The 25,959-nt window shown below is 32.3% G+C and carries 25 protein-coding genes and 1 other RNA gene; 9 read left to right on the forward strand and 17 right to left on the reverse strand.

The genetic code is table 11. From position 1 onward, the window contains the following. Nucleotides 1–50 precede the first annotated feature (50 nt). Nucleotides 51–1,325 (forward strand): serine hydroxymethyltransferase, encoded by a 1,275-nt coding sequence (glyA, locus tag HM985_RS16475; protein WP_179377311.1) that lies wholly within the window; start codon nt 51–53, stop codon nt 1,323–1,325. 123 nt (nt 1,326–1,448) lie between these two features. On the opposite strand, the gene HM985_RS16480 is transcribed toward glyA, so the two are convergent. From HM985_RS16480 to HM985_RS16495, 4 genes are all read right to left on the reverse strand, one after another. Beyond that, complete coding sequence (locus tag HM985_RS16480; protein WP_179377312.1) at nt 1,449–3,017, reverse strand: hypothetical protein; 1,569 nt, start codon at nt 3,015–3,017, stop codon at nt 1,449–1,451. A 151-nt stretch (nt 3,018–3,168) separates the two neighbouring features. Beyond that, on the reverse strand, nt 3,169–3,933 hold the full coding sequence (locus HM985_RS16485; protein ID WP_179377313.1) for a hypothetical protein: 765 nt from the start codon (nt 3,931–3,933) through the stop codon (nt 3,169–3,171). An 84-nt stretch (nt 3,934–4,017) separates the two neighbouring features. Next, nucleotides 4,018–4,407, reverse strand: a complete 390-nt coding sequence (locus HM985_RS16490) for an acyl-CoA thioesterase (RefSeq protein ID WP_179377314.1) — start codon at nt 4,405–4,407, stop codon at nt 4,018–4,020. Nucleotides 4,408–4,409: 2 nt separating this feature from the next. Next, complete coding sequence (locus HM985_RS16495) at nt 4,410–5,441, reverse strand: glutaminyl-peptide cyclotransferase (RefSeq protein WP_317167145.1); 1,032 nt, start codon at nt 5,439–5,441, stop codon at nt 4,410–4,412. A 272-nt stretch (nt 5,442–5,713) separates the two neighbouring features. Between HM985_RS16495 and ffs the strand changes: the two genes are divergently transcribed. The 3 genes from ffs (at nt 5,714) to fsa (ending at nt 7,488) form a co-directional block, all read left to right on the forward strand. Further along, an RNA gene (gene ffs / locus HM985_RS16500) (signal recognition particle sRNA small type) lies at nt 5,714–5,812 on the forward strand. 144 nt (nt 5,813–5,956) lie between these two features. After that, entirely contained in the window at nt 5,957–6,760 is an 804-nt protein-coding gene (locus HM985_RS16505) for an SDR family oxidoreductase (RefSeq protein WP_179377315.1), read from the forward strand. A gap of 74 nt (nt 6,761–6,834) precedes the next feature. After that, nucleotides 6,835–7,488, forward strand: coding sequence for a fructose-6-phosphate aldolase (fsa, locus tag HM985_RS16510; protein ID WP_179377316.1), 654 nt, complete (start codon nt 6,835–6,837; stop codon nt 7,486–7,488). A gap of 19 nt (nt 7,489–7,507) precedes the next feature. Here fsa and HM985_RS16515 read toward each other — a convergent pair whose 3' ends face one another. Beyond that, entirely contained in the window at nt 7,508–8,932 is a 1,425-nt protein-coding gene (locus tag HM985_RS16515; protein WP_179377317.1) for a TlpA family protein disulfide reductase, read from the reverse strand. A 260-nt stretch (nt 8,933–9,192) separates the two neighbouring features. Here HM985_RS16515 and HM985_RS16520 point away from each other — a divergent pair, with 260 nt between their 5' ends. Continuing rightward, entirely contained in the window at nt 9,193–10,818 is a 1,626-nt protein-coding gene (locus HM985_RS16520) for an ABC-F family ATP-binding cassette domain-containing protein (protein WP_179377318.1), read from the forward strand. Nucleotides 10,819–10,954: 136 nt separating this feature from the next. Here HM985_RS16520 and HM985_RS16525 read toward each other — a convergent pair whose 3' ends face one another. Further along, complete coding sequence (locus HM985_RS16525) at nt 10,955–11,194, reverse strand: putative signal transducing protein (RefSeq protein ID WP_179377319.1); 240 nt, start codon at nt 11,192–11,194, stop codon at nt 10,955–10,957. Nucleotides 11,195–11,401: 207 nt separating this feature from the next. Between HM985_RS16525 and katG the strand changes: the two genes are divergently transcribed. Next, nucleotides 11,402–13,627, forward strand: coding sequence for a catalase/peroxidase HPI (katG, locus tag HM985_RS16530; RefSeq protein WP_179377320.1), 2,226 nt, complete (start codon nt 11,402–11,404; stop codon nt 13,625–13,627). An 80-nt stretch (nt 13,628–13,707) separates the two neighbouring features. Beyond that, the gene (locus tag HM985_RS16535) at nt 13,708–14,181 is read left to right on the forward strand and encodes an ankyrin repeat domain-containing protein (protein ID WP_179377321.1); all 474 of its coding nucleotides are present in this window, start codon (nt 13,708–13,710) and stop codon (nt 14,179–14,181) included. Between the two features lie 85 nt (nt 14,182–14,266). Here HM985_RS16535 and HM985_RS16540 read toward each other — a convergent pair whose 3' ends face one another. The 4 genes from HM985_RS16540 to ribB all read right to left on the reverse strand — a co-directional run bounded on the left by HM985_RS16540 (nt 14,267) and on the right by ribB (nt 17,358). After that, nucleotides 14,267–14,746 carry a hypothetical protein gene (locus HM985_RS16540; RefSeq protein WP_179377322.1) on the reverse strand — a complete coding sequence of 160 codons (480 nt, stop codon included), beginning with the start codon at nt 14,744–14,746 and terminating at the stop codon, nt 14,267–14,269. A 38-nt stretch (nt 14,747–14,784) separates the two neighbouring features. Next, on the reverse strand, nt 14,785–16,023 hold the full coding sequence (locus HM985_RS16545) for an ATP-binding cassette domain-containing protein (protein WP_179377323.1): 1,239 nt from the start codon (nt 16,021–16,023) through the stop codon (nt 14,785–14,787). Between the two features lie 96 nt (nt 16,024–16,119). After that, nucleotides 16,120–16,695, reverse strand: coding sequence for a Crp/Fnr family transcriptional regulator (locus HM985_RS16550; RefSeq protein WP_179377324.1), 576 nt, complete (start codon nt 16,693–16,695; stop codon nt 16,120–16,122). Further along, nucleotides 16,696–17,358 carry a 3,4-dihydroxy-2-butanone-4-phosphate synthase gene (gene ribB, locus HM985_RS16555; protein ID WP_179377325.1) on the reverse strand — a complete coding sequence of 221 codons (663 nt, stop codon included), beginning with the start codon at nt 17,356–17,358 and terminating at the stop codon, nt 16,696–16,698. Nucleotides 17,359–17,594: 236 nt separating this feature from the next. On the opposite strand from ribB, the gene HM985_RS16560 reads away from it, so the two are divergent. Beyond that, on the forward strand, nt 17,595–18,344 hold the full coding sequence (locus HM985_RS16560; RefSeq protein WP_179377326.1) for a hypothetical protein: 750 nt from the start codon (nt 17,595–17,597) through the stop codon (nt 18,342–18,344). A 72-nt stretch (nt 18,345–18,416) separates the two neighbouring features. Here the strand turns inward: HM985_RS16560 and HM985_RS16565 are convergent, their stop codons facing one another. From HM985_RS16565 to HM985_RS16590, 6 genes are all read right to left on the reverse strand, one after another. Continuing rightward, the gene (locus HM985_RS16565; RefSeq protein ID WP_179377327.1) at nt 18,417–18,626 is read right to left on the reverse strand and encodes a hypothetical protein; all 210 of its coding nucleotides are present in this window, start codon (nt 18,624–18,626) and stop codon (nt 18,417–18,419) included. Between the two features lie 555 nt (nt 18,627–19,181). Next, a complete protein-coding gene (locus tag HM985_RS16570) occupies nt 19,182–20,126 on the reverse strand; it encodes a DMT family transporter (protein WP_179377328.1) in 945 nt (314 codons plus the stop codon). Nucleotides 20,127–20,226: 100 nt separating this feature from the next. Beyond that, entirely contained in the window at nt 20,227–20,403 is a 177-nt protein-coding gene (locus tag HM985_RS16575) for a hypothetical protein (protein ID WP_179377329.1), read from the reverse strand. Nucleotides 20,404–20,689: 286 nt separating this feature from the next. After that, nucleotides 20,690–21,412 (reverse strand): transglutaminase domain-containing protein, encoded by a 723-nt coding sequence (locus tag HM985_RS16580; RefSeq protein ID WP_218843435.1) that lies wholly within the window; start codon nt 21,410–21,412, stop codon nt 20,690–20,692. Between the two features lie 461 nt (nt 21,413–21,873). Continuing rightward, a complete protein-coding gene (locus tag HM985_RS16585; RefSeq protein ID WP_179377331.1) occupies nt 21,874–22,521 on the reverse strand; it encodes a DUF2459 domain-containing protein in 648 nt (215 codons plus the stop codon). Between the two features lie 176 nt (nt 22,522–22,697). Continuing rightward, complete coding sequence (locus HM985_RS16590) at nt 22,698–23,600, reverse strand: LysR family transcriptional regulator (RefSeq protein WP_179339041.1); 903 nt, start codon at nt 23,598–23,600, stop codon at nt 22,698–22,700. A gap of 93 nt (nt 23,601–23,693) precedes the next feature. Here HM985_RS16590 and HM985_RS16595 point away from each other — a divergent pair, with 93 nt between their 5' ends. After that, nucleotides 23,694–24,290, forward strand: a complete 597-nt coding sequence (locus HM985_RS16595; RefSeq protein WP_179377332.1) for an NAD(P)H-dependent oxidoreductase — start codon at nt 23,694–23,696, stop codon at nt 24,288–24,290. A 280-nt stretch (nt 24,291–24,570) separates the two neighbouring features. On the opposite strand, the gene HM985_RS16600 is transcribed toward HM985_RS16595, so the two are convergent. Continuing rightward, on the reverse strand, nt 24,571–25,728 hold the full coding sequence (locus HM985_RS16600; RefSeq protein WP_179377333.1) for a GIY-YIG nuclease family protein: 1,158 nt from the start codon (nt 25,726–25,728) through the stop codon (nt 24,571–24,573). Nucleotides 25,729–25,959: the final 231 nt, after the last annotated feature.

Genomic DNA, 25,959 nt, shown 5'->3' on the forward strand with positions numbered 1-25,959 from the left:
TAAACTAATGTATTTACTATTTTTGTATTGATTTAACAAACACTTTATTTATGCAACGCGACGAACAAATATTTGAACTCATTCAAGCTGAAAAGGAACGCCAAATCGATGGTATAGAATTAATAGCTTCAGAGAATTTTGTTAGCAACCAAGTTATGGAAGCTGCAGGATCTGTATTAACTAATAAATATGCTGAGGGGTATCCTGGCAAACGCTATTATGGTGGTTGTGAGGTTGTTGATGAGGTAGAGAATATTGCTATTGAACGTGCTAAAACTTTATTTGGTGCAGCTTATGCCAACGTACAACCACACTCTGGTAGTCAGGCAAACACAGCAGTATATCATGCTTGTTTAAAACCTGGAGATACAATTTTAGGTTTCGATTTGTCGCATGGTGGCCATTTAACTCATGGTTCTTCAGTAAACTTTTCAGGTAAATTATACCGTCCAACATTTTATGGTGTAAAGAAAGATACAGGGTATATCGATTACGATATGTTAGCTGATCAAGCTAAAAAAGAAAAGCCTAAACTAATTATAGCTGGTGCTTCTGCTTACTCTCGAGATATTGATTTTGCAAAATTTAGAGAAGTTGCAGATAGTGTAGGTGCTGTTTTATTAGCAGATATTTCACATCCAGCAGGATTAATTGCTAAAGGAATTTTAAATGATCCAATGCCTCATTGTCATGTTGTAACCACAACAACACACAAAACTTTACGTGGACCAAGAGGTGGAATGATTATGATGGGGGAAAATATCGATAACCCTTTCGGAATTACTTTAAAGAATGGTAACCTTCGTAAAATGTCTGGTTTATTAGATTCTGGTGTTTTTCCAGGAAATCAAGGTGGACCATTAGAACATATTATAGCCGCTAAAGCTATTGCTTTTGGTGAAGCGCTAACAGATGACTTTATGCATTATATGTTACAGGTTAAACATAATGCAAATGCAATGGCTAAAGCTTTTGTAGCTAAAGATTATAACTTAATTTCTGGTGGTACGGATAACCATATGATGTTAATTGATCTTAGAAACAAAAACATTACTGGTAAAGATGCAGAGAATGCTTTAGTAAAAGCAGATATTACTGTAAACAAAAATATGGTGCCTTTTGATACAGAATCTCCTTTTGTAACATCTGGAATTAGAATAGGAACTGCAGCAGTTACAACTAGAGGATTAAAAGAAAGTGATATGCCTTACGTTGTGGATTTAATTGATGAGGTTCTTGCTAATCATGATAATGATGCTGTTTTAGAAGCTATTTCTAAGAAAGTAAACGAGTTAATGAGCGGACGTGAATTATTTAATGCTTAAATTAAAAGAAGTATTGCTCATGAGCTTTTCTGCGCATGAGTATAATTAATAGAATTAGAAAAAGCCTTTCAATTTATTTTGAAAGGCTTTTTTTTATTAATCAATCATGTAAAGATTATTTTATTAATCTTCAAAAGTAGCATTATTATAAGCACCTGCATCAATAGAACTAGATCTAAGATTTCCCAGAATATCATTAGGCACAGAAAACTCAGAACTACCAATGCCTATAGCTTCTGAATCTGAACCAATTCGCATCATATTTTCAAGAGAATCTTCAAAATCTGGATCTTCATTAAAAGTATTACCGACATAAAATGTGGTATCTTCAAAATTATAATTTCCACTACCTTCAAGATTGTTATTATCAAACCTTAGTAAAGAGTTAGAGAATTTAAAATTAAACACGTCTCCTTCATTTTCTAATAAAAATTCAGGATTATCATTGCCATAAATAATACAGTTATTAAAGTTCGCCTCCGTTAAATCATTAACGAAAACAGTATTATTTTCATCTACAATATAATCGTTTAAGAGTAGGGCAGGGTATTCTCTAAAACTGCTATTCCAGTAATTTGCTATTGTACAATGTGTAAAATTGTATTTTCCGCCATAGGTACCTGCAAAAGAAGACTGACCAGAATTATTTATAATAAGATTTTCAGCCTTAATAGATGTTGCTCTACCTAAAATACCAAAACTACTGGTGTTGTAAATCTGAGAGTTTGTGATCGTTAACTTATTATTTATTGCATTTGGATCGCCTTCAGATAAAATACCAACGGTAGCATTTTTTATAGTCGCATAATTAATTGTATTATTTACACTACCGTTATATAGCCAAATAGTTCCCCATTGTCCAGGAATATCTTCGTATAAAGGTTCTAAACGGTCACCTTCTAAAATGACTTCGTTTTCTAGTGTTTCTTGATTAGTACTTAGTGAACCATTAATATTTAGTGTTGCGTTATCTGTAACTATGATACCCGAATTAGCATGAAAATGAACTCGTGTACCAGGTTCCATCGTTAAGGTTTTGCCTGTGCCAACACCTGCATAACCATAAATAACATAAGGTTTTTCGTTTGTGAAAGTTAATTCATCATCAGTAAGAAAACGACCTTGAGTATCCGTGTTATCTATAACTCCGTCGCCATCGACATCAAAACTTAGAGTTTCTACTATTCCTGTTACATCATTTTTGCTTGGGTAAATAAATACAGCATCTTTTACCAATGTAACCACATCAATATTTTGTTGGTTGCTCCCAGAATCGAATAAAATTCTGTCTGTGTATAAAAATTGATTTTCTAAACTGCCAAGTGTTGAAATGTTAATAGTAGTTTCAATAAAAATAAACAAACTGTCGTGGGCTAATAATTCTACATCTTCGAAGAATTTACCTTCTTGTGCGTCTGCTAATCCAGTCTGACCGTCCACATTCATTCTGTAATTTGAATTTAATCCATTTTCAAATTGAATGGTAGGAATTACGATATCTTCATCACTACGATTATATACTTTTAAATTATAAGTGCTAGAACCTATTGTTGAAAATACGGTATCTAAATAAATGGTGTCTTTTGCAAATTCTAATTGTCCTTGGTTTGGAGAAAATTCAAAATCGTTTCTGCAAGAACTCCAAAATAATAAGATTCCGAAACAAAGTAAAAATGATAGCAATCGCTTCATAAGTGATAAATATAATTAAGGCTTAAAAATATAACTTTTGAAGTTAGGTTTTAGTATAGATGCATATTAATTACATAATAGAAGTCATTTCTAATAAAGTATGCAAGGATTTTTAAAGGTGAGATATTGCATTGGTAGAGAATGATAAAAACTACTCTTTTTTTTCGGTTTCCTCTCCATATTCTTCTAATAAGATTAAGAATAATTGGCTACTTACTACTAGTTCTTCTAATAATTGCATTTTATTTTCTTCTTTTAGTAATTCAGAACTAAGATATTTTGATTCACAGAAATCGTAAAAAAGATACTGTTTGTCTTCTGGGATTTTTAAATTTTCTGTTATCAATTGTTTATTGAAAAAATCACTTTTTTCGAATAAAGAATCCATTTGAGTATAAGTGATAGGCTCGTAAGTTGTTGGTCTGTATTTATCCTTTGTAAGTAGGTCAACGACAGTACCGATGAGAGAAACGAAATCTACACCATTGGTTGCGCCAGCAGGTTTGTATAAATGAGGATTGTTTTTTATATCTTCTTGTATAATATTTTGAAGTTCTATATTATAAGTCTCTTCGACAAATACAGGCTGCACGGGTTCTGCTTTTACTTCAACTTCATCAAGCTCTGTTAGTATTTCTTTAAGTTCAAATACGGCCATACTTCCAAAATGAGAAGCTTTTAGTATCACTGTCTTTTTATGGTAGAATAAGGATTCGAAAGTAATACTATCATTTACTTTTGCTTCAATATTAAAATCGCCTTCTTCATTAGTTATAGTAACTCTATTTTGAGTTTTATTAAAGACCTTTATGTTTTTTATGACACTTTTGGTGTCGTAGACTTTTCCGTTTAAAGTTTGGGAAAAGTGTATAAATGGGATAAATAAGAAAAGGATAGAAGCAGTAATTTTACGCATAGTCGAGGATGATTGATGCGTTAAAGAAAAGGCATTAATATTTAAGTTTTCAGGGTATTAAATAAACTTTAACCTAAATAAATGTTAATTAAACAATTCAGCTATTTCAGGAATTATACGTGTTGGTCGTAATGTGTTGTTGTCAATTAAGCACCACTTTGCTTTCGATTTTACAATCAATTTTTTAGTTGTTTCATTTACAATTTCTACATGTCTAGTCGTTGAAACTCCTTCTACCAATGGTACATAAGTTTTTAGGAGTAATTTATCTCCTAATAAGGCTTGGTTTTTATACTCTATAAAATGATTAACAAGAAACCATGAGTATTTTTCCGTAATATTTTTTGTTGCATAAGCGGACCAATGATCTTTAGCGATATCTTGTACCCACTGTACATAACGTACGTTATTAACATGGTTTAGGTCATCGATGTCGTCTTCAGAAACGGTAATAGTTTTTTGAAATACGTGCACAATTATTGTTTCTTTATTTTAACTTCAAAAACCTTATCCCAGTTTTTCCCTGTTACAAAAATGGTTTTACGTTCTGGGTGATAAGCAATACCGTTTAATACATCTAATTCTGGGTGTTGTGTAACTAGTTTTCTTAGAGGTTTAAAATCAATAACTCCTTCAACACCTCCCGTTTTTGGGTTTATAATTAAAACACCATTTTTTTGGTAAATATTAGCGAAAATTTTGCCATCAATCCATTCCATTTCATTTAAATTAGGAATTTTCCCTTTTTCAGTATATACTTCAATATGGCCTTTTTCGCTTAAGTTTTCTGGATTTAAAAGATAGATTTTTTCAGTACCATCTGATTTATAAAGTGTTTCTCCATCATTACAAATTCCCCAGCCTTCTTTACTTGTTCCGTAATTAAAAGTGCTTAATTTTTCAAAAGTATTTACATCATAAACAAACCCTCTTTTAGCTTGCCATGTTAATTGATAGATTTTATCATTTAAAATGGTTAAACCTTCTCCAAAATATTGATCTTCTAAATCTAAGTTTTTTAATACCTCTCCTGTTTCAAAATTTACTTTTCTAAGTTTAGATTCTGTTTTTTGACCTGTACTTTCATATAATTCACCATTATAAAATTCTAAACCTTGCGTATAAGATGTAATATCGTGAGGGTAGGTGTTAACGACCTCATATTTATAATAGGAAGGAATGACGTTATTAAAAATCTGGACACTTTTAGTAAGGGTCTCTATTTTATCTCCTAAAGTTACTTTGGCTGTAATTTCTTTTTGACCTAACGTAATGTTAGTTAAAATACTGTTCTTATCAATAGACTTGCCATTTAATTCATAGCTTACCTTAGTGATCTCTTGTTTTTGAGGATCATTGATGGAAAGATTCAATGTATCTCCTAACATTAAAGATTTGGCATCTATATTTATAGATAAACTCGATTTTTTAGAGCCATTTGTATCACCACAGTTTGTTAGTAGGATACTTAAAGGTATAAGAATGAAATATTTATAGATATGCATCATGGTTGATAGAATTTGTAGCAAGTTATTAAATTAAATTCAGTTTAAAATCATTACTAAAATCAATTTTTAAAACTAAAATTTCGATTTCAAAAAAAAATAATAAAGCTAGAAGAGCAGTCTTTGTGCAATTTAGTTTAATATTTTTCAGGTTTGAAAGTAAATATGTATTGCAACTTTCTATACTGTAGTGATTTAGATTTAAGATGGATTTTGTTCTATATTTTTTGATGTTTTATTTGGCTGATAGTGTAAAAAGATTGTACCTTTGCGGCTGGCAAGTCCTACACAACCAGCTCCTGTTGAATCCTCCAGGGCGGGAACGCAGCAAAGGTAAATGGTCGTAGCGGTGTGATGTAGGTAGCTTGCCTTTTTTTGTACCCTAAACTCAAATCTTGAAAGCCTCGGCGAATCGAGATTTTTTCAGTTTATAGATGTTCTAACTAAGGTTTAGGTTTTACCGAATGTTCTACTAATTTCAGAAGTTGTATTTTCGAAATTATAATTTATAAAATAGTATGTCTAAAGTTGTATTAATAACAGGCGGTTCTTCTGGAATCGGAAAATCTGTTGGCGAATTTCTTCAAACAAAAGGGTTTAAAGTTTACGGTACAAGTAGAAACCCTAATAATTATCCAAATAGCAAATTTCCTATTGTAGCTTTAGATGTTGCTAAACTCGACACTATTTCTGCTTGTGTTGCTGAAGTTTTAAAGGTCGAGTCTAAAATAGATGTACTCATAAATAATGCGGGTGCAGGAATTACAGGACCAATTGAAGAGATCCCAGATGAAGAGATTAAGCGTAATTTTGAAACCAATCTTTTTGGACCGATTAATGTTACAAAGGCAGTTTTACCAACGATGAGAAAGCAAAATTCGGGTCTTATTATCAATGTAACTTCGATTGCTGGTTACATGGGGTTACCTTATCGAGGTATTTATAGTGCTAGTAAAGGCGCTTTAGAGTTAATTACCGAAGCTTTTAGAATGGAATTGAAAGCCTTTAATATAAACATGTCTAATGTTGCGCCTGGTGATTTTGCAACTAATATTGCTGCGGGGCGTTATCATGCGCCTGCTTTAGATGATTCTCCTTATAAGGAGACTTACGGAAAAACATTAAGCCTTATGGATGAACACGTAGATAGTGGTGGTGACCCTAAGGAAATGGCGGAAGCTATTTATAAAATTATTGAAGCTAAAAACCCTAAGATACATTATAAGGTGGGAGCTTTTCTTCAAAAATTCTCTATTATTTTAAAACGAGTTCTTCCAGATTCGGTCTACGAGAAGATGTTAATGAATCATTATAAATTATAATTTACACATTGTATTGATCGGGTTAAAGTTGTAAATTTACCACAACTAAAACACAACAACTTAAAATAAGTTTTATGAAATTTTTTATTGATACTGCAAACTTAGAGCAGATTAAAGATGCTCAAGATATGGGTATTTTAGATGGAGTTACTACAAACCCATCATTAATGGCTAAAGAAGGCATTACAGGGACAGACAATATAATGAAACATTATGTTGAAATCTGTAATATTGTCGAAGGTGATGTGTCTGCAGAAGTTATAGCTACAGATTTTGAAGGTATGGTAAGAGAAGGTGAAGCCTTAGCAGAATTGCATGATCAGATTGTCGTTAAATTACCAATGATTAAAGACGGTATTAAAGCTTGTAAGTATTTTTCTGATAGAGGAATTAGAACTAATTTAACTTTAGTATTTTCAGCAGGTCAAGCATTATTAGCAGCAAAAGCTGGGGCAACTTATGTTTCACCTTTTATTGGGCGTTTAGACGATATTTCTACAGATGGTTTAAATCTTATCGCAGAGATTCGACATATTTATGACAACTACGCCTTTGAAACTCAAATATTAGCAGCATCTGTACGTCATACAATGCATGTTATTGACTGTGCGAAATTAGGAGCTGATGTAATGACAGGACCTTTAAGCTCAATTACAGGATTGCTTAGACATCCATTAACAGATAGTGGTTTAGAAAAATTCTTGGCAGATTATAAAAAAGGAAATTAATTAAATTTCTAAAATATTATTAAAGAGCATCTTGTTTTACAATAAGATGCTTTTTTTGTAATAATTCTTCAAACGTTTGGTCGAATTCTGAATTAAAGATGTTAGCATTAGAATGTAATATTATGCCGTTTTGATCTACAATAATACACTTGTTTAAGTAATTTACAGCAAGTGTCTTACGTGCTATTTTTGAGTTCTTAAACTTAAATTCGTTAATTGTAGGGAACTTGTAATTATCGATAATATTCTTCCAAAACCGATCATTATTGTCATTTACATTGATAGATATAAAATCTGTTTGTGGAAATTTAGATTTCAATTTATCTACCATATAATGGCTATTTCTATATTGAGACTTAGAATTAGAGGACCAAAAATAAATGATGGTTGGCTTAGTAATTATAGAATTTATAAAATGTTCGGTATCATTGTAATTAACAATTGAGATATTGGGTAGCGGATTACCTTGACGTAATAATTTTAATGAAGACACTAAGTCATTCATATATAATTTGTCTTCTTCGTTAGTGCTTTTTGCTAAATAATAGTCAAGCAACTCATTAGCCTCCTCTTCAGTGTGATTATAACTAATATATTCACGGGCTTTATATTTAAGTAAATTATTTTTTATTATTGGGTCTGTTATAATACTATCTATTAAATCTAACTTAGATTTATTATAACCTAGAGCATGTCTATTAAATTTGCTGTGATAAGCGTGATTCTCATAATAACTATCAATAGCTAAATTATCTATGTGAGAAAATAAAAACCTATTGTAAGCAAAAAAACGACTTAAATGACTCGCATTATAATCAATGTTTTTTCGATGTGAAAAGAAGTCATTAGGAAGATCTTTAATGTGAATTAGTTTATTATTTCCGAAATAGGCAAAAGGATAAATCTCTTTATCAGCATACGTATTGTAATTAATATTAGCTTCTATAATCGATTTAAAAAACTCAGATTCGTCATTATTATTTAAGAATTTTTGAAAATCTGATAATTGCTTCAGTCTTCGCTTTTCTACAAATATATTAAAAGCCTCAGGTTCCATTTTAGCATACCTTACTAATTGTTTGGCTTCTTTTTCGTTAGAAATATAAGTTTTTAAAAGATAATTATTTTTTTTTGCACCATTGCCCGTAAAAACTAAAGACTCATCGAAGTCGTAAGTATTTAAGCGCATCATAATACTATCATTTGGCTCTAATAACAGCATTTGGTATTCTCCGCCATGTGTAATAGAGTGTAATCCAGGGTGAAGGTTGTCTATTTTAAATATAAACCGGTTATTTTTATCTAATGTAAGCGAATCTATAATTTGTCCCTTAGTATTATAAAGTATAACATCGTTATTTTTAGGGTTTATAATTTCGCCACCAATGTATGCATAGTCACTGGTATTAGCTCCTTTAAATTGGCAACCAAATAGAGTAGACATAAGGACTATAGTAAAAACTATACGTAGATTTAGCATGAACATTTAATAATAGTTAGGCTAACAAAAATAGAAGAAGCTTTGCGCAACAGCTGTTAATACCTCGTTAAATATTAATATAATCATCAATAATTTAAACATTTAAAGTTTTTTTAAGATTCCTAATTACCTAAATGAATAGATTGTGCGTTTAATTTTCTACTTTTGCATTCTCAAAAATTCACCTTTAGTATATAAGGGTTAACAGATTAAAATATTAAGACATGTTATCAGTTTCTAATCTTTCGGTTCAATTCGGAAAACGCATACTTTTTGATGAAGTAAGCACCACCTTTAATAATGGTAATTGCTACGGAATTATTGGTGCCAATGGTGCCGGTAAATCAACATTTTTAAAGATTATAGCAGGGAAAATGGACCCAACAGCGGGTAGCGTTCATTTAGAGCCAGGTAAACGTATGTCTGTTTTAGAGCAGAATCACAACTTACATGATGAAGATACAGTTCTTGAAACAATTTTAAAGGGAAATAAACCTCTATATAAATTGAAGTCTCAAATTGATGCGCTTTACGCCGATTATACCGATGCAAATGCAGAGAAAATAGGAGAACTTCAAGTACAGTTTGAAGAAATGAACGGTTGGAATGCAGATAGTGATGCTGCTGCCATGTTATCTAACTTAGGAATTAAGGAAGATTACCATTATACTTTAATGAAAGATTTAGATGGTAAGCAAAAAGTACGTGTATTATTAGCACAAGCTTTATTTGGAAATCCTGATTTATTAATCATGGATGAGCCTACCAATGACTTGGATTACGAAACAATTTCTTGGTTAGAGAATTTCTTAGCAAATTATGAAAATTGTGTTATTGTGGTTTCTCACGATAGACACTTTTTAGATTCAGTTTGTACACATATTTCTGATATTGACTTCGGAAAAATCAATCATTTCTCTGGTAACTATACATTCTGGTACGAGTCTTCTCAGTTAGCAGCAAGACAACATGCACAACAGAATAAAAAAGCTGAAGAAAAGAAGAAAGAATTAGAAGACTTTATTCGTCGTTTCTCTGCTAACGTTGCAAAATCTAAGCAGGCAACGAGTAGAAAGAAAATGATAGAAAAGTTGAATATTTCTGATATTAAACGCTCTAGTCGTCGTTATCCAGCTATTATTTTTGAACGCGATCGTGAAGCAGGAGATCAGATTTTAAATGTGCAAGGTTTAGCTGCAAGTTTAGAAAACGATGTACTTTTTAAAGACATCGATATCAACTTAAATAAAGGAGATAAAGTCGTTGTGTATTCTAAGGATTCTAGGGCAACAACAGCTTTCTATCAGATATTAAATGGAAAAGAACAAGCTGATGCAGGTCAATTTGATTGGGGAGTTACTACAACACAATCGTATTTACCATTAGATAACAGTGAGTTTTTTAATAATAAATTATCGTTGGTCGATTGGTTGCGTCAATGGGCACAAACAGAAGAGGAACGCGAAGAAGTAAATATTAGAGGCTTCCTTGGAAAGATGATTTTTAGTGGTGAAGAAGCGTTGAAAACATCTGATGTGTTATCTGGAGGTGAAAAAGTACGTTGTATGTTAAGCCGAATGATGATGACAAGAGCTAACGTTTTACAATTAGACGAACCAACAAACCACTTGGATTTAGAAAGTATTACAGCGTTTAATAATTCACTTACAAACTTTAAGGGAACTATTATGTTAACAACGCATGATCATGAGTTTGCACAAACTGTTGGTAACCGAATTATAGAGCTAACACCTAATGGAGTTATTGATCGTTACATGACGTTTGATGAATATATGGGCGATAAGAAGATAAAAGAACAACGTGAAAAGATGTATGGAGTCGCTTTATAAGCACCCTACTTTATAATATAAAAAAATGCTGGTATTTTAAAATACCAGCATTTTTTGTTTAATAATGATTAACTCGTGAAAAAGTATAAATCAACATTGTAATACATTAAAGTTTTAGTCTTGTCTTAGCTCTAATTTAAGACGCTTCCATTTCTGCTTTAACTCGGTTTACAATGGTCATCGCTTTGTCTAACTCATCGTTATGAACAAAGACTTCTTGAAAACCTTGATTCATTGATGCGTAACCAGCTAAACGTTGTGATTCGCTTTCGTCCTTAATAATAGGAACAATACCTTCATGTTCCAATTCGTCTTTAACGCGTGTAACTAAAATAAAATTTCCGTAATAGACTTTAATATATTCTGTAGTGCTCATAGGTATAGATATTAGTTGATAATTAAAAGGTACGAAATTTTTTGAATATATTTTCAAACAATTTCTGTATTGATTCGTATTAGCTATCGATTTTTTATAAGCAATAGTTTTTAGTTATGGTAATATTAAATAATAAAATAAAATAAAATAAAATTTAGTGCTAATATTTTATATTTTTATAAAAAATTAAAATAAAAATTAAGAAATATGGAAAACTCAACTACTAATTCTGCTGAATCAATACATGCGGAAAATCAAGAATTAAATCCACATGGTGGATCGGGATCAGGTAAATGTCCTTTTATGCAAGGTGCAATTACAACTACAGAAACATCGGTAACCGATTGGTGGCCAAACACCTTAAATTTAGATATTTTACACCAACAGGATTCTAAAACAAATCCGTTAGGTGCTGATTTCGATTATCAAGAAGAATTAAAAAAATTAGATGTTGAGGCTCTTAAAAAAGATGTACATGAATTTATGACCGATTCTCAAGATTGGTGGCCTGCAGATTGGGGACACTATGGAGGATTAATGATTAGAATGGCATGGCATTCTGCAGGTTCTTATAGATTAGCAGATGGCCGTGGAGGCGGTGGAACAGGAAACCAGCGTTTTGCTCCGTTAAATTCTTGGCCAGATAATGTTAGTTTGGATAAGGCGAGACGTTTATTGTGGCCTATTAAGAAAAAATATGGTAATAAGGTAAGTTGGGCAGATTTAATAATCCTTGCCGGAACCATTGCTTATGAAAATATGGGTCTAAAATCTTATGGTTTTGCATTTGGACGTACAGATATTTGGCACCCAGAAAAGGATGTGTATTGGGGAGCAGAAAAAGAATGGTTAGCACCAAGTGATGAGCGTTATGATAATGTTGATAAACCAGATACTATGGAAAATCCATTAGCATCTGTACAAATGGGGTTAATTTATGTGAACCCAGAAGGTGTAAATGGCAAATCAGATCCATTAAAAACGGCATTACAAATTAGAGAAACATTCAAGCGTATGGCTATGAATGATGAGGAAACTGTTGCTTTAACAGCTGGTGGTCATACGGTTGGTAAAACACACGGAAATGGAGATGCAAGTATTTTAGGAGCAGATCCAGAAAGTGCAGATGTTGATGAGCAAGGTTTAGGTTGGTCTAACCCAACAAAATCTGGTAAAGGTAGATATACTGTTACTAGTGGTTTAGAAGGAGCATGGACAACACATCCAACAAAATGGGATAATGGTTTTTTCGAAATGTTATATAACCATGAGTGGGAATTACGTAAAAGTCCTGCAGGAGCTACACAGTGGGAACCTGTAAGTATAAAAGAAGAAGATAAACCTGTAGATGTTGAGGATTTAACAACACGATTGAATCCAATGATGACCGATGCAGATATGGCCATGAGAATGGATCCGATTTATAACGAGATTTCATTAAAATTTAAAGACGATTTTGATGCGTTTTCAGATGCTTTCGCACGTGCTTGGTTTAAATTGACACACCGTGATTTAGGGCCAAAAGACCGTTGGTTTGGACCAGATGTACCGCAAGAAGATTTAATTTGGCAAGATCCAATTCCAAAGGGAAATAACGACTATAATGTAGATGCTGTTAAAGCTAAAATTGCAAGTACAGATTTAAGTATTTCAGAATTAGTTTCTACTGCTTGGGATAGTGCAAGAACATATAGAGGATCGGATTTTAGAGGCGGAACAAATGGAGCACGTATTCGTTTAGCCCCTCAAAATGCTTGGGAAGCTAACGAGCCTACACAATTACAAAAAGTACTAGAGGTTTTAGAACCTATTGCTGCTGAATTCAATATTAGTGTAGCAGATACGATTGTATTAGCTGGTAATGTTGGAGTAGAAAAAGCTATTAAAAATTCAGGTATGAATATTAGTGTACCTTATACTTCAGGTAGAGGAGATGCTACACAAGAAATGACCGACGTAGAATCTTTTGAATCTTTAGAGCCACTTGCTGATGGTTACAGAAACTATCAGAAAAAAGAATATGTGGTAAGTCCAGAAGAAATGCTACTAGATAAAACACAATTACTAGGTCTAACAGCTGCAGAAATGACGGTTTTAGTTGGAGGAATGCGTGTTATAGGAACCAACTTTGGAGGAACAAAACATGGTGTATTTACAGAAAATGAAGGTGCATTAACGAATGATTTCTTTGTAAATCTTACAGACATGGTTTACGAATGGAAATCTCAAAAAGACGGAACTTACCAAATTAAAAACCGTCATACAGGTGAAGTGAAGTATACAGCAACCCGTATCGATTTAGTATTTGGTTCTAATTCTATTTTACGTGCTTATTCAGAACTATATGCACAAGACGATAGTAAAGAGCGATTTGTAACAGATTTCGTTGCCGCTTGGACTAAAGTTATGAATGCTAATCGTTTTGATATTTAATATATATTAAACATTGATATAAAAAGGAATGGACTTGATGTGCATTCCTTTTTATTTTAAAAATTTTAAAATTTCTAAAAATGAAAAAAGATACCGATGTTTTTTTTGAAGCCATAAAAGTTGGGGATAAAGACAGATTAAAAGCTTTAATGTGTATTAACCCACAATTAGTAAACAGTCAAGATACTCGTGGATTTACACCTCTTATTTTAGCAACTTATTTTGATAATGAAGAAGCGACACAAGTTCTTATTGAAAATAATGCAGATATTAATGCAAAAGATGCCTCAGGAAATACGGCCTTAATTGGTGTGAGTTTTAAAGGGAATACATCTTTAGCAACAACGCTATTGGCCAATGGAGCAGATGTAAATGCTGTTAATAACCAGGGAACTACAGCATTAATTTTTGCAACGCAATACAATAAAATTGATATTGTAAAATTATTATTGGAACATAAAGCAGATGCTACCATTAATGATACTGATGGTAAAACGGCTCTAGATTATGCGGAAGAAAAAGACTTTACAGAGATTACTGCGATTTTGGGATAGTAAATATACCATTGGCTGGCGCAGAGGTATACCGCTAAGTGAAATTAGTGTGGAGTTTAGTTAATAAGATTGAGTGAGTACTTAATTATATTGGCTGCTGAGCATCGTTCTTTAGCACGAACTTTAGTTTGTAATCCAAATTTTCTTTCGTAATACCTATCTTATTTAAATTTACCCAAAGGTCTTCGTCACTGTCAAATAATTCAAAAAGTTTTTCTTTTCCGTAGTCTTTTAAGATGAGTTCACAAAGAAGGGCACCAACCATATAAGGCATTGAAGTTTCTTCATAAATATACAGTCTCTCATAAGGCTCTGTGTAATTACTAAAATTTACATCAGAGCTTTCTTCAAGATATTTAATTACATTTTCTCTATGAAATTTATAATCAAAAACTCCACTTCCTCCTACAAGCATTGCAAATCCTTCATCGAGTAATCTGGGAATTGTCGGAAAACGTTTTTGAGCGTATATGTGAGTCAATTCGTGAGCATAAAACTCTAAATTATTGGCAGAAAAAATAATATTTGATTCTGCAAAACCACCTGTTTCACTGACATACCTCATTGGGGTAACACATTGGCGCCCCAAAACCGCGCTATAGGTTATTTCTGAATACCTACAGACCCTTGTGGAGAAGGGTGAAGCTCATAGATAAAATCAGGGTTAATGTTAGCCTCATCACGATGGGCAACAAACAAAATACTGGTCTCACTTTCGTTGGCGATTTTGTTTATTAAAGCCGAAATAAGTGCTCTACCGTCATCATCAACATTAATTAAGGGTTCATCTAAAATCAATAAAGGTGGATGCTTAATCATTGCTCTTGCTATTAATATTAAGCGTTGAACAGCAGGTGATACCTTAAGGAAAGAGGTGTTCTTTTCTTTACTTAAATTTAAGACGTCTATCCATTGAGCTGCCGTATGTATTTGTGCGGTAGATGGTGTTTGGTATAAACCAATGCTATCAAAAAAGCCAGACAGAATCATATGCTCTATGGTATAGCTTCGTTTAAATAACTCTAACATCGCAGGACTAATATAGCCGATTTTCTGTTTGATATCCCAAACACTTTCCCCACTGCCTTTTTTCTTGCCAAAGAGATATAGGTCTTGACCATAAGCTTTGGAATTATTCCCATAAATCATAGAGAGTAAGGTTGTTTTACCAGATCCATTTGGGCCAATTAAATGCCAAAATTCCTTTTTTTTAATGGTCCAGTTGATATCTTTTAGAATGGAACGATCTTCATAAGTCACATTTACATTCTTGAGTTCTACGAGCACTTCTGGAATATTGGTGTACGTTGTTATCGCCGAAGGGATGTCTTTATCAAAAACAAACGCACTTTTTTGAAAAGTATAGTCTTCAATGGGCACCACCGCTCTAAGTTCCGCTTTTTCAAAAGTAATAATATGGGTAATTACAGGTAATACATCATCCTGTCTGTTAAAAATTAAGACGATAGGCATGTCTTTAGACAAGGCTATTAATTGCTGTTTTAATTCAGACACAGAGGCTTTGTCTAAGGTTTCATAAGGATTATTTAAGACGATGAAATCTGGGTTTTGCTGTAATAGATAAGATAGCAATGCTTTTTTTTGTTCACCAGAAGATAACGTTCTAAGACTTCTGTTTGATCCAGATGTTAATTCAAAATTATCGTATTTTTCTTCCTCTTCAATATATTTTTCTAACACGGCATTTGCAAATAAAGCCCCTCGTTTGCCTTCTAATCCGGGTAGTTTATAGTTGCCACTTAATAAGTGCGCTAACCAATGCGCTTGTGGTGAACGCGTGGTATCTTTAATGGCGTAATGCTGATGATGTGATGGTTTCATGTAGCTTAGAGTTAGGGGAGTGTACTCACCGTTTTTTATTAATTGAAATGTTGTACGGTGTACTTAGTTTTCTCCAATGACATTTCCTTTTTATTGTCAGATTTTAGACTTGATTCTACTTAATGTTTCATGTGATATATTGATATAAGACGCTACAATTTTGTTTGGTAAACGTTTCACAATGTTTGGGTTTATCTTGAATAATTGCTTGTATCTTTCTGCTGCATCTAGTGTTGTAAAAGAGATTAATCTCTTCGCATTATTGACATAAGCTTTTTCTAAATAGATGTTATAAAAATCTTTCCATTTAGGAACAATGGTCATAAGATGTCTAAAATCATCGTGTGTGATGTAAAGAAGTTCACTGTTTTCAATAACTTGAATTGTTTCTTGTGCAGGTTCATTGGTGATGAAACTTACTAGTTCTGTCGCAAATTGATTTTCAAAGGCGATGTAACGTGTGACGTCTTTTCCTTCTTCATTGATGTAAAAAAGCCTTAAACAGCCTTTGTTTACGAAATAACTCACCTGACTATTTTTCCCATGGGACAGCAAAATGTCGTTTTTCTTTTTTTTAATTGTTTTAAAATAAGACAACACGATTGTTAAATCTTCATCATCAATATTTATATTCTTTTTTATGAAATTAGTGAGTTCTATAGTGTCTGTCATCTATTTGTAGTCTCTTACAAATTTACGATAATGAATAATATCTTGAATAGATAGTACCATTAAATTATGTTCATCTGCAAAGTCTAAAATGGTGTCCATTTTTGCCATGGTTCCATCATCGTTCATTAATTCGCACAGGACAGCTTCTGGTTGTAAGCCTGCTAATTTCATTAAATCTACGCTGCCTTCCGTATGACCTTGTCTTTCAAAAACACCATTGTTTTTCGCTCTTAAAGGAAAGATATGACCTGGTTTTGCTAAGTCGTTGCTTGTCGCATTTTCTTTACAAGCCGCTTTTATGGTTGTTAGCCTATCTTTAGCAGAAACCCCTGTAGTAACGCCTTCCTTTGCTTCAATTGAAATGGTAAAAGGGGTTTGGTAACTGCTGGTGTTTTCTTTGACCATATACGGTAATTCTAACGCATCTGCTTTTTTATTCGGTAAGCAAAGACAGACAATGCCACTGCATTTTCTAATCATGAGTGCCATTTGCTTATTCGTCATGTGATGCGCAGAGAATATTAAATCTCCTTCATTTTCTCTGTCTTCATCATCCATAAGGATTATTCCATTTCCGTTTTGTAGGTGTATTAGGGCTTTTTCTAAGCGTTGTTGACTGTCTTTATTAAATGTTGTTAACGTCTCTATTTCTGTAAGTACCATTTTTGTTTTTATTATTGATATGCAAAACTAATACTGTCTAAAGTCAGATTATTTGACTTAAGTCAATAAATCGATTTTTTATTACTATAAGTTGTATGCTTAGGTCTCATTTGACAACTAAGATGCTATAAGCTTGTTTTAAGCATTTTATAAGCATGCTATAACCACGCTATAACCTGTATTATAATTTTTTGTATATTGCTGTATTGTAGGTGTTTAACTTAAAATGTGATGCTATGGCACAACAGACCGGAATTATCCCTTTAGTAGGGACGTTAAATGGTATTAATTTTTATTATTTGAATGGTAAACCGATTGCACGAAAAGCGGGTGGTGGGTTTACTAGAAAAGCGATAAAAACGAAGGCTAGTATGGAACGCGTTCGCGAAAATGCCAATGAGTTTGGGCATTGTTCTGCGGTGAATAAAGCGTTTAGATTTGCTTTGAATCCGTTTTATAAGGGACATAAGTTTACGCATTTTCATAGTCGTTTGATGGGCTTGTTTACGCGTATAAAGGCTTTGGATACGACACATAAGCGTGGGGAACGCTGTGTTGCTGAAGGGATAGGGCAGGCGCATGGGCTTCAGTTATTACAACAGTTTAACTATACACCAGGGTGCGTTGTACGGCAGGTGTTGCCCTTTACGTTAGATGTTTCTAGTAGTGATTTTGCATTGACACTTACTGATTTTGATATTGCGCAGGTAGGCTTTGCGGATGGTGCTACTCATATAGCACTGACTTATGGTGTTTTGGATTTTGATTTTAACCATTTGAATTATGCCTTGCATTTGGCTCCTCCTTTGGTTTTAGATCGTTCTTATGCTGATTCTACTTTGACTTTAGAACCTGCTACTGTGCCTAGTGGGATTGGTACTGCGCTATGTGTGCTTGGTGTGCGGTTTTACCAAGAGGTGGCTGGTGCTTTATATGTCTTAAATGCTAAAGATAGTGTGGGTATTGCGGTTTTGAAATGTTTGTAGGGTTTAAGCGATTGTGACTTTGTTTTACTTTATTTTGAGCCACATTACTTTGTAGGCATTTTGTTGTTTTTACTATTCGTTATTTTTATTTTCTTCTGTTTGTTTTTTAATGTTGTTTATATTCATTATTGCCATAAATGTTCCAAATATTATTGCATTTAATATAAATCTCCAAATTCTAAAATCTAGTCCGTCGGAATAATCAAATCCAGCCATAATACTAGCATAAGCTATTCCTCCAATTAAGCCTCCAATTATTATTGTTTTAGTTTTTTTGTTCATTTTGCTATTAAATTTGGTTGATGATTTATTCCGCAAACTTTAATAATTCTGATTGAGCGAATAATTCTGCAACTGGCTAAATTCCGCAATCCATTTGGGTTTTGCTATTCAGTTCAGTTTCCGATTCCGCAAACGAGCTAAAAGTCAAACGTTTTGTTTTAAATCCTTCTTTTTTATATTTCTTATGTTCAATATTTTTCTTTTCCATAATTCCATAAAATTTTCGTGGTGAGATTTTTAGGTCTTTTGTTATTTTACCCACTTTTCTCTTTATACCACTTTAAATTTTCATCTACTTTTTTGTTAAAGTAGTATTTTTCGAGTTTCGCAACAATTTGTAATTCAGTCAGATTTGAGTCATTCACATATTATTCAATTTTTGATTTAATGTCTTTTAAATTACTCATAAATTTTATTTTCAACGGTTCTGCTCAATGAATGCCAACGGTCTAGTATAAGAATAGTAGCGTATTTTCACTCACTAACTTTTCGGTTAAACATAGACCTTTTTTGTATTTACTGTATGTCGTTTTAGCGATTAAACCGCTATTATTTTTATACATTGTTGGCAACTGCCTTTTCTTTTTTAAAACTATGTAACAACATTCCAATAATTACCAAAACAATTCCTATAATTGAGTAAATATCTGGTAAATGAATTTTTAATATAATGATTTCTCCAACAAGAGCGAATAGAACTTCAGCCGATTGCGTCGCTTCTACAGAAGCCAAGGCTTTCTCATCTTTTTGAACTTTATCTGTTGCCATAAAAAACAATACAGTAGCAATAACGCCTGAACATATAGCTACTATCAATGTTTGATAAACTTGTTGTTCATTAGGTATTTCATTTATAGTAATTCCATAAATCGATAATAATATCCAAAAAGGTAAACTTCCTAACGTCATTCCTAATGTTCTTTGAATTGCGTTTAGTTTTCCGTTAGTAACCTGCATCATTTTTCGATTACCTAAAGGATAGGCAAAAGCTGCGATTAAAACAGGGATTGTTCCAAGTAAGAGTTCATTTGTAGAAATAGATTTAGCTTGACTTATTTGCATAATTAATATTCCTAACAATATTATTAATGAAAAAAGAAGTGCTTGCAGTGATATGGTTTTCTTGAAGCTCGTTTTATTAATAATTGGCGATATTAACATTCCCGCTACAATTGTAATTTGCCAAGTACTTGCTACGAGCCAAGAAGGTCCATAAGCAGCTGCAAAAGTCAAAGGTGCATAAAAGACTCCAAAACCTATTGTACTCCAAAGCATCCATTGCCAAGGGTTCTTTTTCATTTCGAGTAGTAACGGTTTTAGGTTTTTTTTTAAAAGCACTAAAACCAAAAGGAAAGGAATCATCCAAAAGAAACGAAGCGAAGAACTCCAAATCCAATGTCCACCCTCAACTGACATTAATCTATTTAATACAAAAGTTACTGCAAAAAATAAAGCGGATAACAGGCCTAACAAAATTGCTGTTGATTTATTTGATTTCATTTAAGATTATCTTCGTTTTTTAGGTTGTTGCTAACTCGTTATAAAACAGATTTTATAGCCCATATCTCGCAAATTAAACAGGATATAAGCTGAACTATGTCTAATGTATGTTTGCGTTAATTAATTCTATTTGAAATTTAGTAGCCTCAAAAGCCATTTGTATGCCTTTGAGATTTACATGTGCTTTATTTAATGTCTCATGTGCAGTATAATCTAAGGCTGCTTTCGTTTCAAGTTTTCTTGACACCGCCATTAGTTGAGATGGAGTAAATTTCATATTTAGAATGCCTTTTTTCATATGTATGCTAACGTTGTTATGTATGTTTAGCTACGAGATTTAAGGAACTAAGTTAGCAAATAAATCACAGATAGACCCGAGCGCAGCGAACTGGCGAAGCAATATTCCAAAGGAATGTGCGTAAGTAGGCTTAAAACAAGCCATAAATTATACACATTATTGTGCAGCTTATTATTTTTGCGAAATCTATAAAATCTATCTTGACTTCTATTATCGTTTGTTCTATTGTTTCCCTCTAATCGTTACGTTACTTTTCCCATTTAGATTAAAGGTGCTGTTCAACTTTAACAAGATACTCTATTGGATTCACCAAAGCGCCAAATTGATTAAAAATAGCAACATCGGCAGCATCGCGACCAAAACCAAGAATAACATAACCTCCTGGAGAGCCTACTTGAGTGGCATCAAACGTATACCACCGGTTACCAATATATGCCTCAAACCAAGCGTGCATATCCATTGGTTCCAAGTTGTGTAAATAACCAACAACAATACGCGCTGGGATGCTTAAACTACGGCAAAGTGCAATACCTAAGTGGGCCAAATCTCTACATACACCAAACTGTCTATCATTAACTTGAATGGCTGATAAGGGTTGATTATTACTGCCAGGCAGATACTCAATGTTTCGGCGTAACCAATTTGTAATTGCAGACACTTGGTTGTAGCCCATTAATTGGCCTTCGGTAATTGTTGCACTCATTTCATTAAAACGATCTGACTCACAGTACCTGCTTGGTAATAGATAACTTAGCACGGAGTCTGGTAAATTCTGGATTTCAATAAATGGAGCACCAAAGCCTTGATCTATAAAATTAGAGGTTATAACCTCTGAAGACGTAGAAATTGAGAATATTCCAGGTTGGGCAATTAAGCGTTGACACAGATTGCCATAATTGTCCGTGAATTCAAAGACCGGTGTACTTGGCGTTATTTTATATTCCTCTCTTTCTACCCATTGTTGGCTACCACTGCGTGGCCTTAACATGAGAATAAATGGGGTAGGCTCAAAAATCTCAAACTTTAGGTGGCAGCTTGTATGTAAACGCATATTTCAATTTTTTAAGACTCTAATTATATCCTAACGACTAGCTTAATTATAAATAAGTTAGCTCGCTATCTACTCACACAAATTTCGGTTATTTTATATTACTAATACCTATAAATTGAAACTCTTAGTCATTATTTTTCAATTGATTAGGTGTCGTTTTTCGCTGTCTCGTCATTTTTAAATTTGCTAACAAGACAAACGCTTAACTATTGTTGTTTGTTAGATGCTATTTTATTACGTTTTTGTGTAGTGGGTTTACTTCGTTTGTTGGCTGGGCTAGGGGGGGTGTTAGGGCAACTCATTTAGTAAAGAAAAACAATCACTAAAAAAATCGAAGGTATTTTCCAAGTAAGTAACGACCAAAGCCATTAATTCTACACGGATTTAGCAAACGTGTTTTATTGATACTTATTCATTAATCCAAAATCGAAAGGTGTCCATAAACAAGACTTTAATCCACTTTCCTTAAATCCGATATTTACCCAACTGTTACAAGTCTTAAAGCAAGAATAACTTCCTTTTGATTTATAAAAATCATCTGTTGAAGTATAACCTTTATTCTCAAGACTGATTTTCATTCCGTTTTCGTTTGTCTCAAATGTATTTAACAGATAAAAATTCAATTTTTGTAATTCAGATTCTGTCACTTTTATTTCAATCCAATCTGTACGTTTATTTTGATATCGTGTTACGTGCATTAATGTAGAACTTTTCAAAAACATAGCTGTAATGGCGTTTTTAAACGTTAAATCTCCCCAAGTTGGCGTATTTATATAGAAGTTTTCATCACCCCAACCAAAAGACAAATATTGTTCATTTTCGTTTTGATGTATTCCATTCAATAATAGAGTGTCCATATTTTTTTTTGGAATTACAATATCTAAATGAACTCCGTTTGTTGTCAAGTAAACCACTTTATTAAGTTTTTCATCACTTACTTTTCGGTCAACTGTTATTGCAGTTAGAATTAAAGCGACCATACTATAAGCGGTAGGAATGATTAAGAAATATATAAACCATTTCAATGCTTTTTTAAATATTCTCATAACGTTTGGCTCATGTGTTTACTAACTTATTTGTGTATGGTTTACTGGGGCTGTTCACTGCGCTTGGATGTTACGTGGTTGTGCCGTTAATTTAGTAAATAATTACAAACTAGAATATTCCGCGAAGATTTTTTGAAGTTGGTAAGAATAGTGCTAAATTAGATACCATAGCGCGTTTATTTCATTTTTGAGGTAAATATATTTTTAATTGTATCTAATTCCTTTTTGTATTTTAAATCTGATCTTGATGCAAAATATAAGGTATTTTCCGTTTTTACTTTTCCTTCCCAAACTACATTTATTTCGTTTCTTAAAACTTCTTCTCGACATAAAAAATCTGGAACTAATGCTAATCCGTTACCATTGTTTAAACATCTGATAATAGATGTAAGATTTGGTAAAATATAGTTGGGCTTGAAAGCGGGTTTCTTCTTAAAATTATCAAACCAAAAACGCCTAAAATGTTCCATTTCGTTTGAGGAACTATACCAAATGTTTTGAAGCAGTTCATTCTCTAATTTAATGAGATCTTTTGCTTTAATATGTTTTTGTATTGTTGTTGTATCTGTTTTAGTTCCTGCTATTAAAACGATTCTTTCTTTTGAAAATGGCACATATGCTACTAATGACTTTTTTTCATTCTGTTTTTCAGGGGTTATCACTAAATCTAAAATACCATTGTTGAGGTCTTTTATTAAATCTGTATGTGCCCCAAATCGGGCTACTAAATCAAAGTCTAATTTTGGAATTTCGGGTTCAATAATCAATTGAAACATTTCAGAGCACATGCCAATATTTAAGGATGGATTCTTTTCTTGAGTTGTTTTTTTAAAATGCTGTTCGGCAATCTCAAGTTTTTTTAATGATTCAATAATGTATTCATATAAAAATTTACCGTCTTCCGTTGGAATCATTTTTCTCGACGTACGTTCAAATAGTTTTTTACCAACATAGGCTTCTAAAGCATTTAAATGAACACTTACACCTGGTTGTGAGGCATACAGTGCTATGGACGCTTTTGTTAGAGTTCCGTTTTCATATATTTCTTTAAACGTTCTATACCATTCTAAATTCACCATAACTATTAATAAATTTATACAAAGGTATGATTTGTATTATTTTTACAATAGGTTTAATCGTTTTAATTTTGTCCAAAATAAAATAATAGACTTATGAAACATATATTTATAATTAATGGAAGTCATCCATTTGCACATTCAGGAGGACGGTTTAACGAAACACTTTTTAGTTCGACTATTTCATATTTTGATTCGTTTGAAGCGTTTGAGGTTAAACATACTCAAGTAGGTGATAATTATAACACTAAGGACGAAGTTGAAAAATTTAAATGGGCTGATATTGTGATTTATCATACACCAATTTGGTGGTTTCAAATACCTTTTGGGTTTAAAAAATATATAGATGATGTTTTTACGGAAGGTCATCAAAACGGTATTTATGCCAGTGATGGTAGAAGTAGAAAGAATCCAGACATTAATTATGGTACTGGTGGTTTAATGCACGGCAAGAAATATATATTGACTACAAGTTGGAATGCTCCTAAAACGGCTTTTACTTTAGACAATGAATTTTTTGATCAAAGAAGTGTAGATGAGGGAGTGATGTTTGGATTTCATAAGATGAATGCTTTTACAGGAATGGAATTATTAGCCACACATCATTTTCATGATATGGAAAAAAATGCCGATGTTCCTTATGAGTTACATAATTACAGTACATTTTTAAATGAAATCAAGCTTAAATTGTAGAATTTTGTTCATTTATTACAAGACACCAAAAACATTAAAACTAATATTCCAAAAAAGGATAATTTCAAATTTACATTCTTTAATTTCATTCAGTTTTCAATGTTTTTGGGTATTAAAATGTGTTTGTAAATGGTTTACTTCGTCTGTTCGCTGTGCTCGAGTGTTGCGTGATTAAGTAACTAATTTAGTAAACATTTACGAACCCGTGAAGATTCTGCAGGAATATTCGTAAGTAGGGAAGAACCAGCCATTAATTGTACACGGTGTTGTACGTAGTTTTTTATTTTAAAGATTCAATTATATGTTCGACATCAATTTGATTAAGTTCAAACCACTCTCCACGCACTCTTTTTTCAACATATGTTTCGTGCAATGACTTTTCAAAACTTTCTGCTATTTTTCTAATAGGAAACTTTTTTGCAATTATCATTTCGATTGTGGGTTTCTCACTTTGTAATGTTCTCTCTCTATATTTTGGTTGGTTTGAAATCCCAATTTTATAATAACTATTAGTACTATCTTTCATTAGGTAAACGAAACAATATTTATTTTTTGCCTCATTAATAATTGATGTTTGTCTAATTTTTAAAGGTTGATGTTCAGGAATTGTTCTTTGAACTACATCTATATAATCATTGGCATATTTCTTTATAGCAATAGTTAGATTACTTCTAGATTCATAACTTTTATATCCTCCAATTTCACCTCCTAATATTTCTCTTTCTCCACTTGATAGAGTTAATTTCCATTTTCTAAAGTCCGTATTTGAAAATAGATGTAATTCACTTTCTGTTATTATGGTTTTATAAACTAAAATTTTATTATTTAATTCATTTTTAGAAAAAATCGGTTTATTTTTTAACACTAATTCAATAATTTCTCCATTTTCGAAAAGTAAACTTATTTTGTCATTTTGCTTTGGTTTGATTTGTTTGGGATCGAAATAAAAAACTAAATAATCATTATTTTGTTCATAATTGAAACAGAAAACTAATTCAGTTTTAAAGTCATCGGATTTAGATTTTATTCCTTGACTAATTAGAAAATCAGAACTAACTCGTTCCCAAATAATTTTTTTAGAGTTGTTAAATTCATCAATAATAATGGTTGGTTTATTAATGAATTTTCTATCTATTCTTTCTTTGTCTTTTTCCCTAATTACATACATTAATTGATTTTTTGGAATATGTAAAGGTTTATTTGTAAAGTATAAATCTATATAACCACTTTTTTCCGCTTTATGCCTTGTTAAAGTGTAATTAGGTTTAGCTCCTAATAATGCTAATTGTGAATTCACGATTATAGAATTTGAATATTCATAAATATATTCTCCTTCTTTTACAAAACAGCCATCTTGAACTAGCCAATTTTTGAATGAAAATTCCAACTGATAATTTGGAAAATATGATTTAAACTCAAATTCTGAATTATTGTTCATTGTTTTCTTATAGTTATATTTTTAAATTACGTACAACGTTTGGTATATGAAAAGTAGCAGATAAAAATGCTACTTCTTTTCAGATTATTAACAAAGATAGCAGATAAGAACTGAATTTAGGGTTTAGCTCTTAACTGCTATTTTTTATATACATCTTAAGTTAGCATTTTAATAAAAACACTAAATTTAAGCTATATAATTAGAAAGAACAAAAGAGAGGAATAAGGTTAA

This window comes from Winogradskyella wichelsiae (assembly GCF_013403925.1).
Classification (GTDB): Bacteria; Bacteroidota; Bacteroidia; order Flavobacteriales; family Flavobacteriaceae; genus Winogradskyella; species Winogradskyella wichelsiae.

Coding starts and splice junctions, on each gene's coding strand:
- glyA (WP_179377311.1), top strand. CDS start 51: ATGCAACGCGACGAACAAATATTTGAACTCATTCAAGCTGAAAAGGAA.
- HM985_RS16480 (WP_179377312.1), bottom strand. CDS start 3,017: ATGAAGCGATTGCTATCATTTTTACTTTGTTTCGGAATCTTATTATTT.
- HM985_RS16485 (WP_179377313.1), bottom strand. CDS start 3,933: ATGCGTAAAATTACTGCTTCTATCCTTTTCTTATTTATCCCATTTATA.
- HM985_RS16495 (WP_317167145.1), bottom strand. CDS start 5,441: ATGATGCATATCTATAAATATTTCATTCTTATACCTTTAAGTATCCTA.
- HM985_RS16505 (WP_179377315.1), top strand. CDS start 5,957: ATGTCTAAAGTTGTATTAATAACAGGCGGTTCTTCTGGAATCGGAAAA.
- fsa (WP_179377316.1), top strand. CDS start 6,835: ATGAAATTTTTTATTGATACTGCAAACTTAGAGCAGATTAAAGATGCT.
- HM985_RS16515 (WP_179377317.1), bottom strand. CDS start 8,932: ATGTCTACTCTATTTGGTTGCCAATTTAAAGGAGCTAATACCAGTGAC.
- HM985_RS16520 (WP_179377318.1), top strand. CDS start 9,193: ATGTTATCAGTTTCTAATCTTTCGGTTCAATTCGGAAAACGCATACTT.
- HM985_RS16525 (WP_179377319.1), bottom strand. CDS start 11,194: ATGAGCACTACAGAATATATTAAAGTCTATTACGGAAATTTTATTTTA.
- katG (WP_179377320.1), top strand. CDS start 11,402: ATGGAAAACTCAACTACTAATTCTGCTGAATCAATACATGCGGAAAAT.
- HM985_RS16535 (WP_179377321.1), top strand. CDS start 13,708: ATGAAAAAAGATACCGATGTTTTTTTTGAAGCCATAAAAGTTGGGGAT.
- HM985_RS16540 (WP_179377322.1), bottom strand. CDS start 14,746: ATGAGGTATGTCAGTGAAACAGGTGGTTTTGCAGAATCAAATATTATT.
- HM985_RS16545 (WP_179377323.1), bottom strand. CDS start 16,023: ATGAAACCATCACATCATCAGCATTACGCCATTAAAGATACCACGCGT.
- HM985_RS16550 (WP_179377324.1), bottom strand. CDS start 16,695: ATGACAGACACTATAGAACTCACTAATTTCATAAAAAAGAATATAAAT.
- ribB (WP_179377325.1), bottom strand. CDS start 17,358: ATGGTACTTACAGAAATAGAGACGTTAACAACATTTAATAAAGACAGT.
- HM985_RS16560 (WP_179377326.1), top strand. CDS start 17,595: ATGGCACAACAGACCGGAATTATCCCTTTAGTAGGGACGTTAAATGGT.
- HM985_RS16565 (WP_179377327.1), bottom strand. CDS start 18,626: ATGAACAAAAAAACTAAAACAATAATAATTGGAGGCTTAATTGGAGGA.
- HM985_RS16570 (WP_179377328.1), bottom strand. CDS start 20,126: ATGAAATCAAATAAATCAACAGCAATTTTGTTAGGCCTGTTATCCGCT.
- HM985_RS16575 (WP_179377329.1), bottom strand. CDS start 20,403: ATGAAATTTACTCCATCTCAACTAATGGCGGTGTCAAGAAAACTTGAA.
- HM985_RS16580 (WP_218843435.1), bottom strand. CDS start 21,412: ATGTTAAGGCCACGCAGTGGTAGCCAACAATGGGTAGAAAGAGAGGAA.
- HM985_RS16585 (WP_179377331.1), bottom strand. CDS start 22,521: ATGAGAATATTTAAAAAAGCATTGAAATGGTTTATATATTTCTTAATC.
- HM985_RS16590 (WP_179339041.1), bottom strand. CDS start 23,600: ATGGTGAATTTAGAATGGTATAGAACGTTTAAAGAAATATATGAAAAC.
- HM985_RS16595 (WP_179377332.1), top strand. CDS start 23,694: ATGAAACATATATTTATAATTAATGGAAGTCATCCATTTGCACATTCA.
- HM985_RS16600 (WP_179377333.1), bottom strand. CDS start 25,728: ATGAACAATAATTCAGAATTTGAGTTTAAATCATATTTTCCAAATTAT.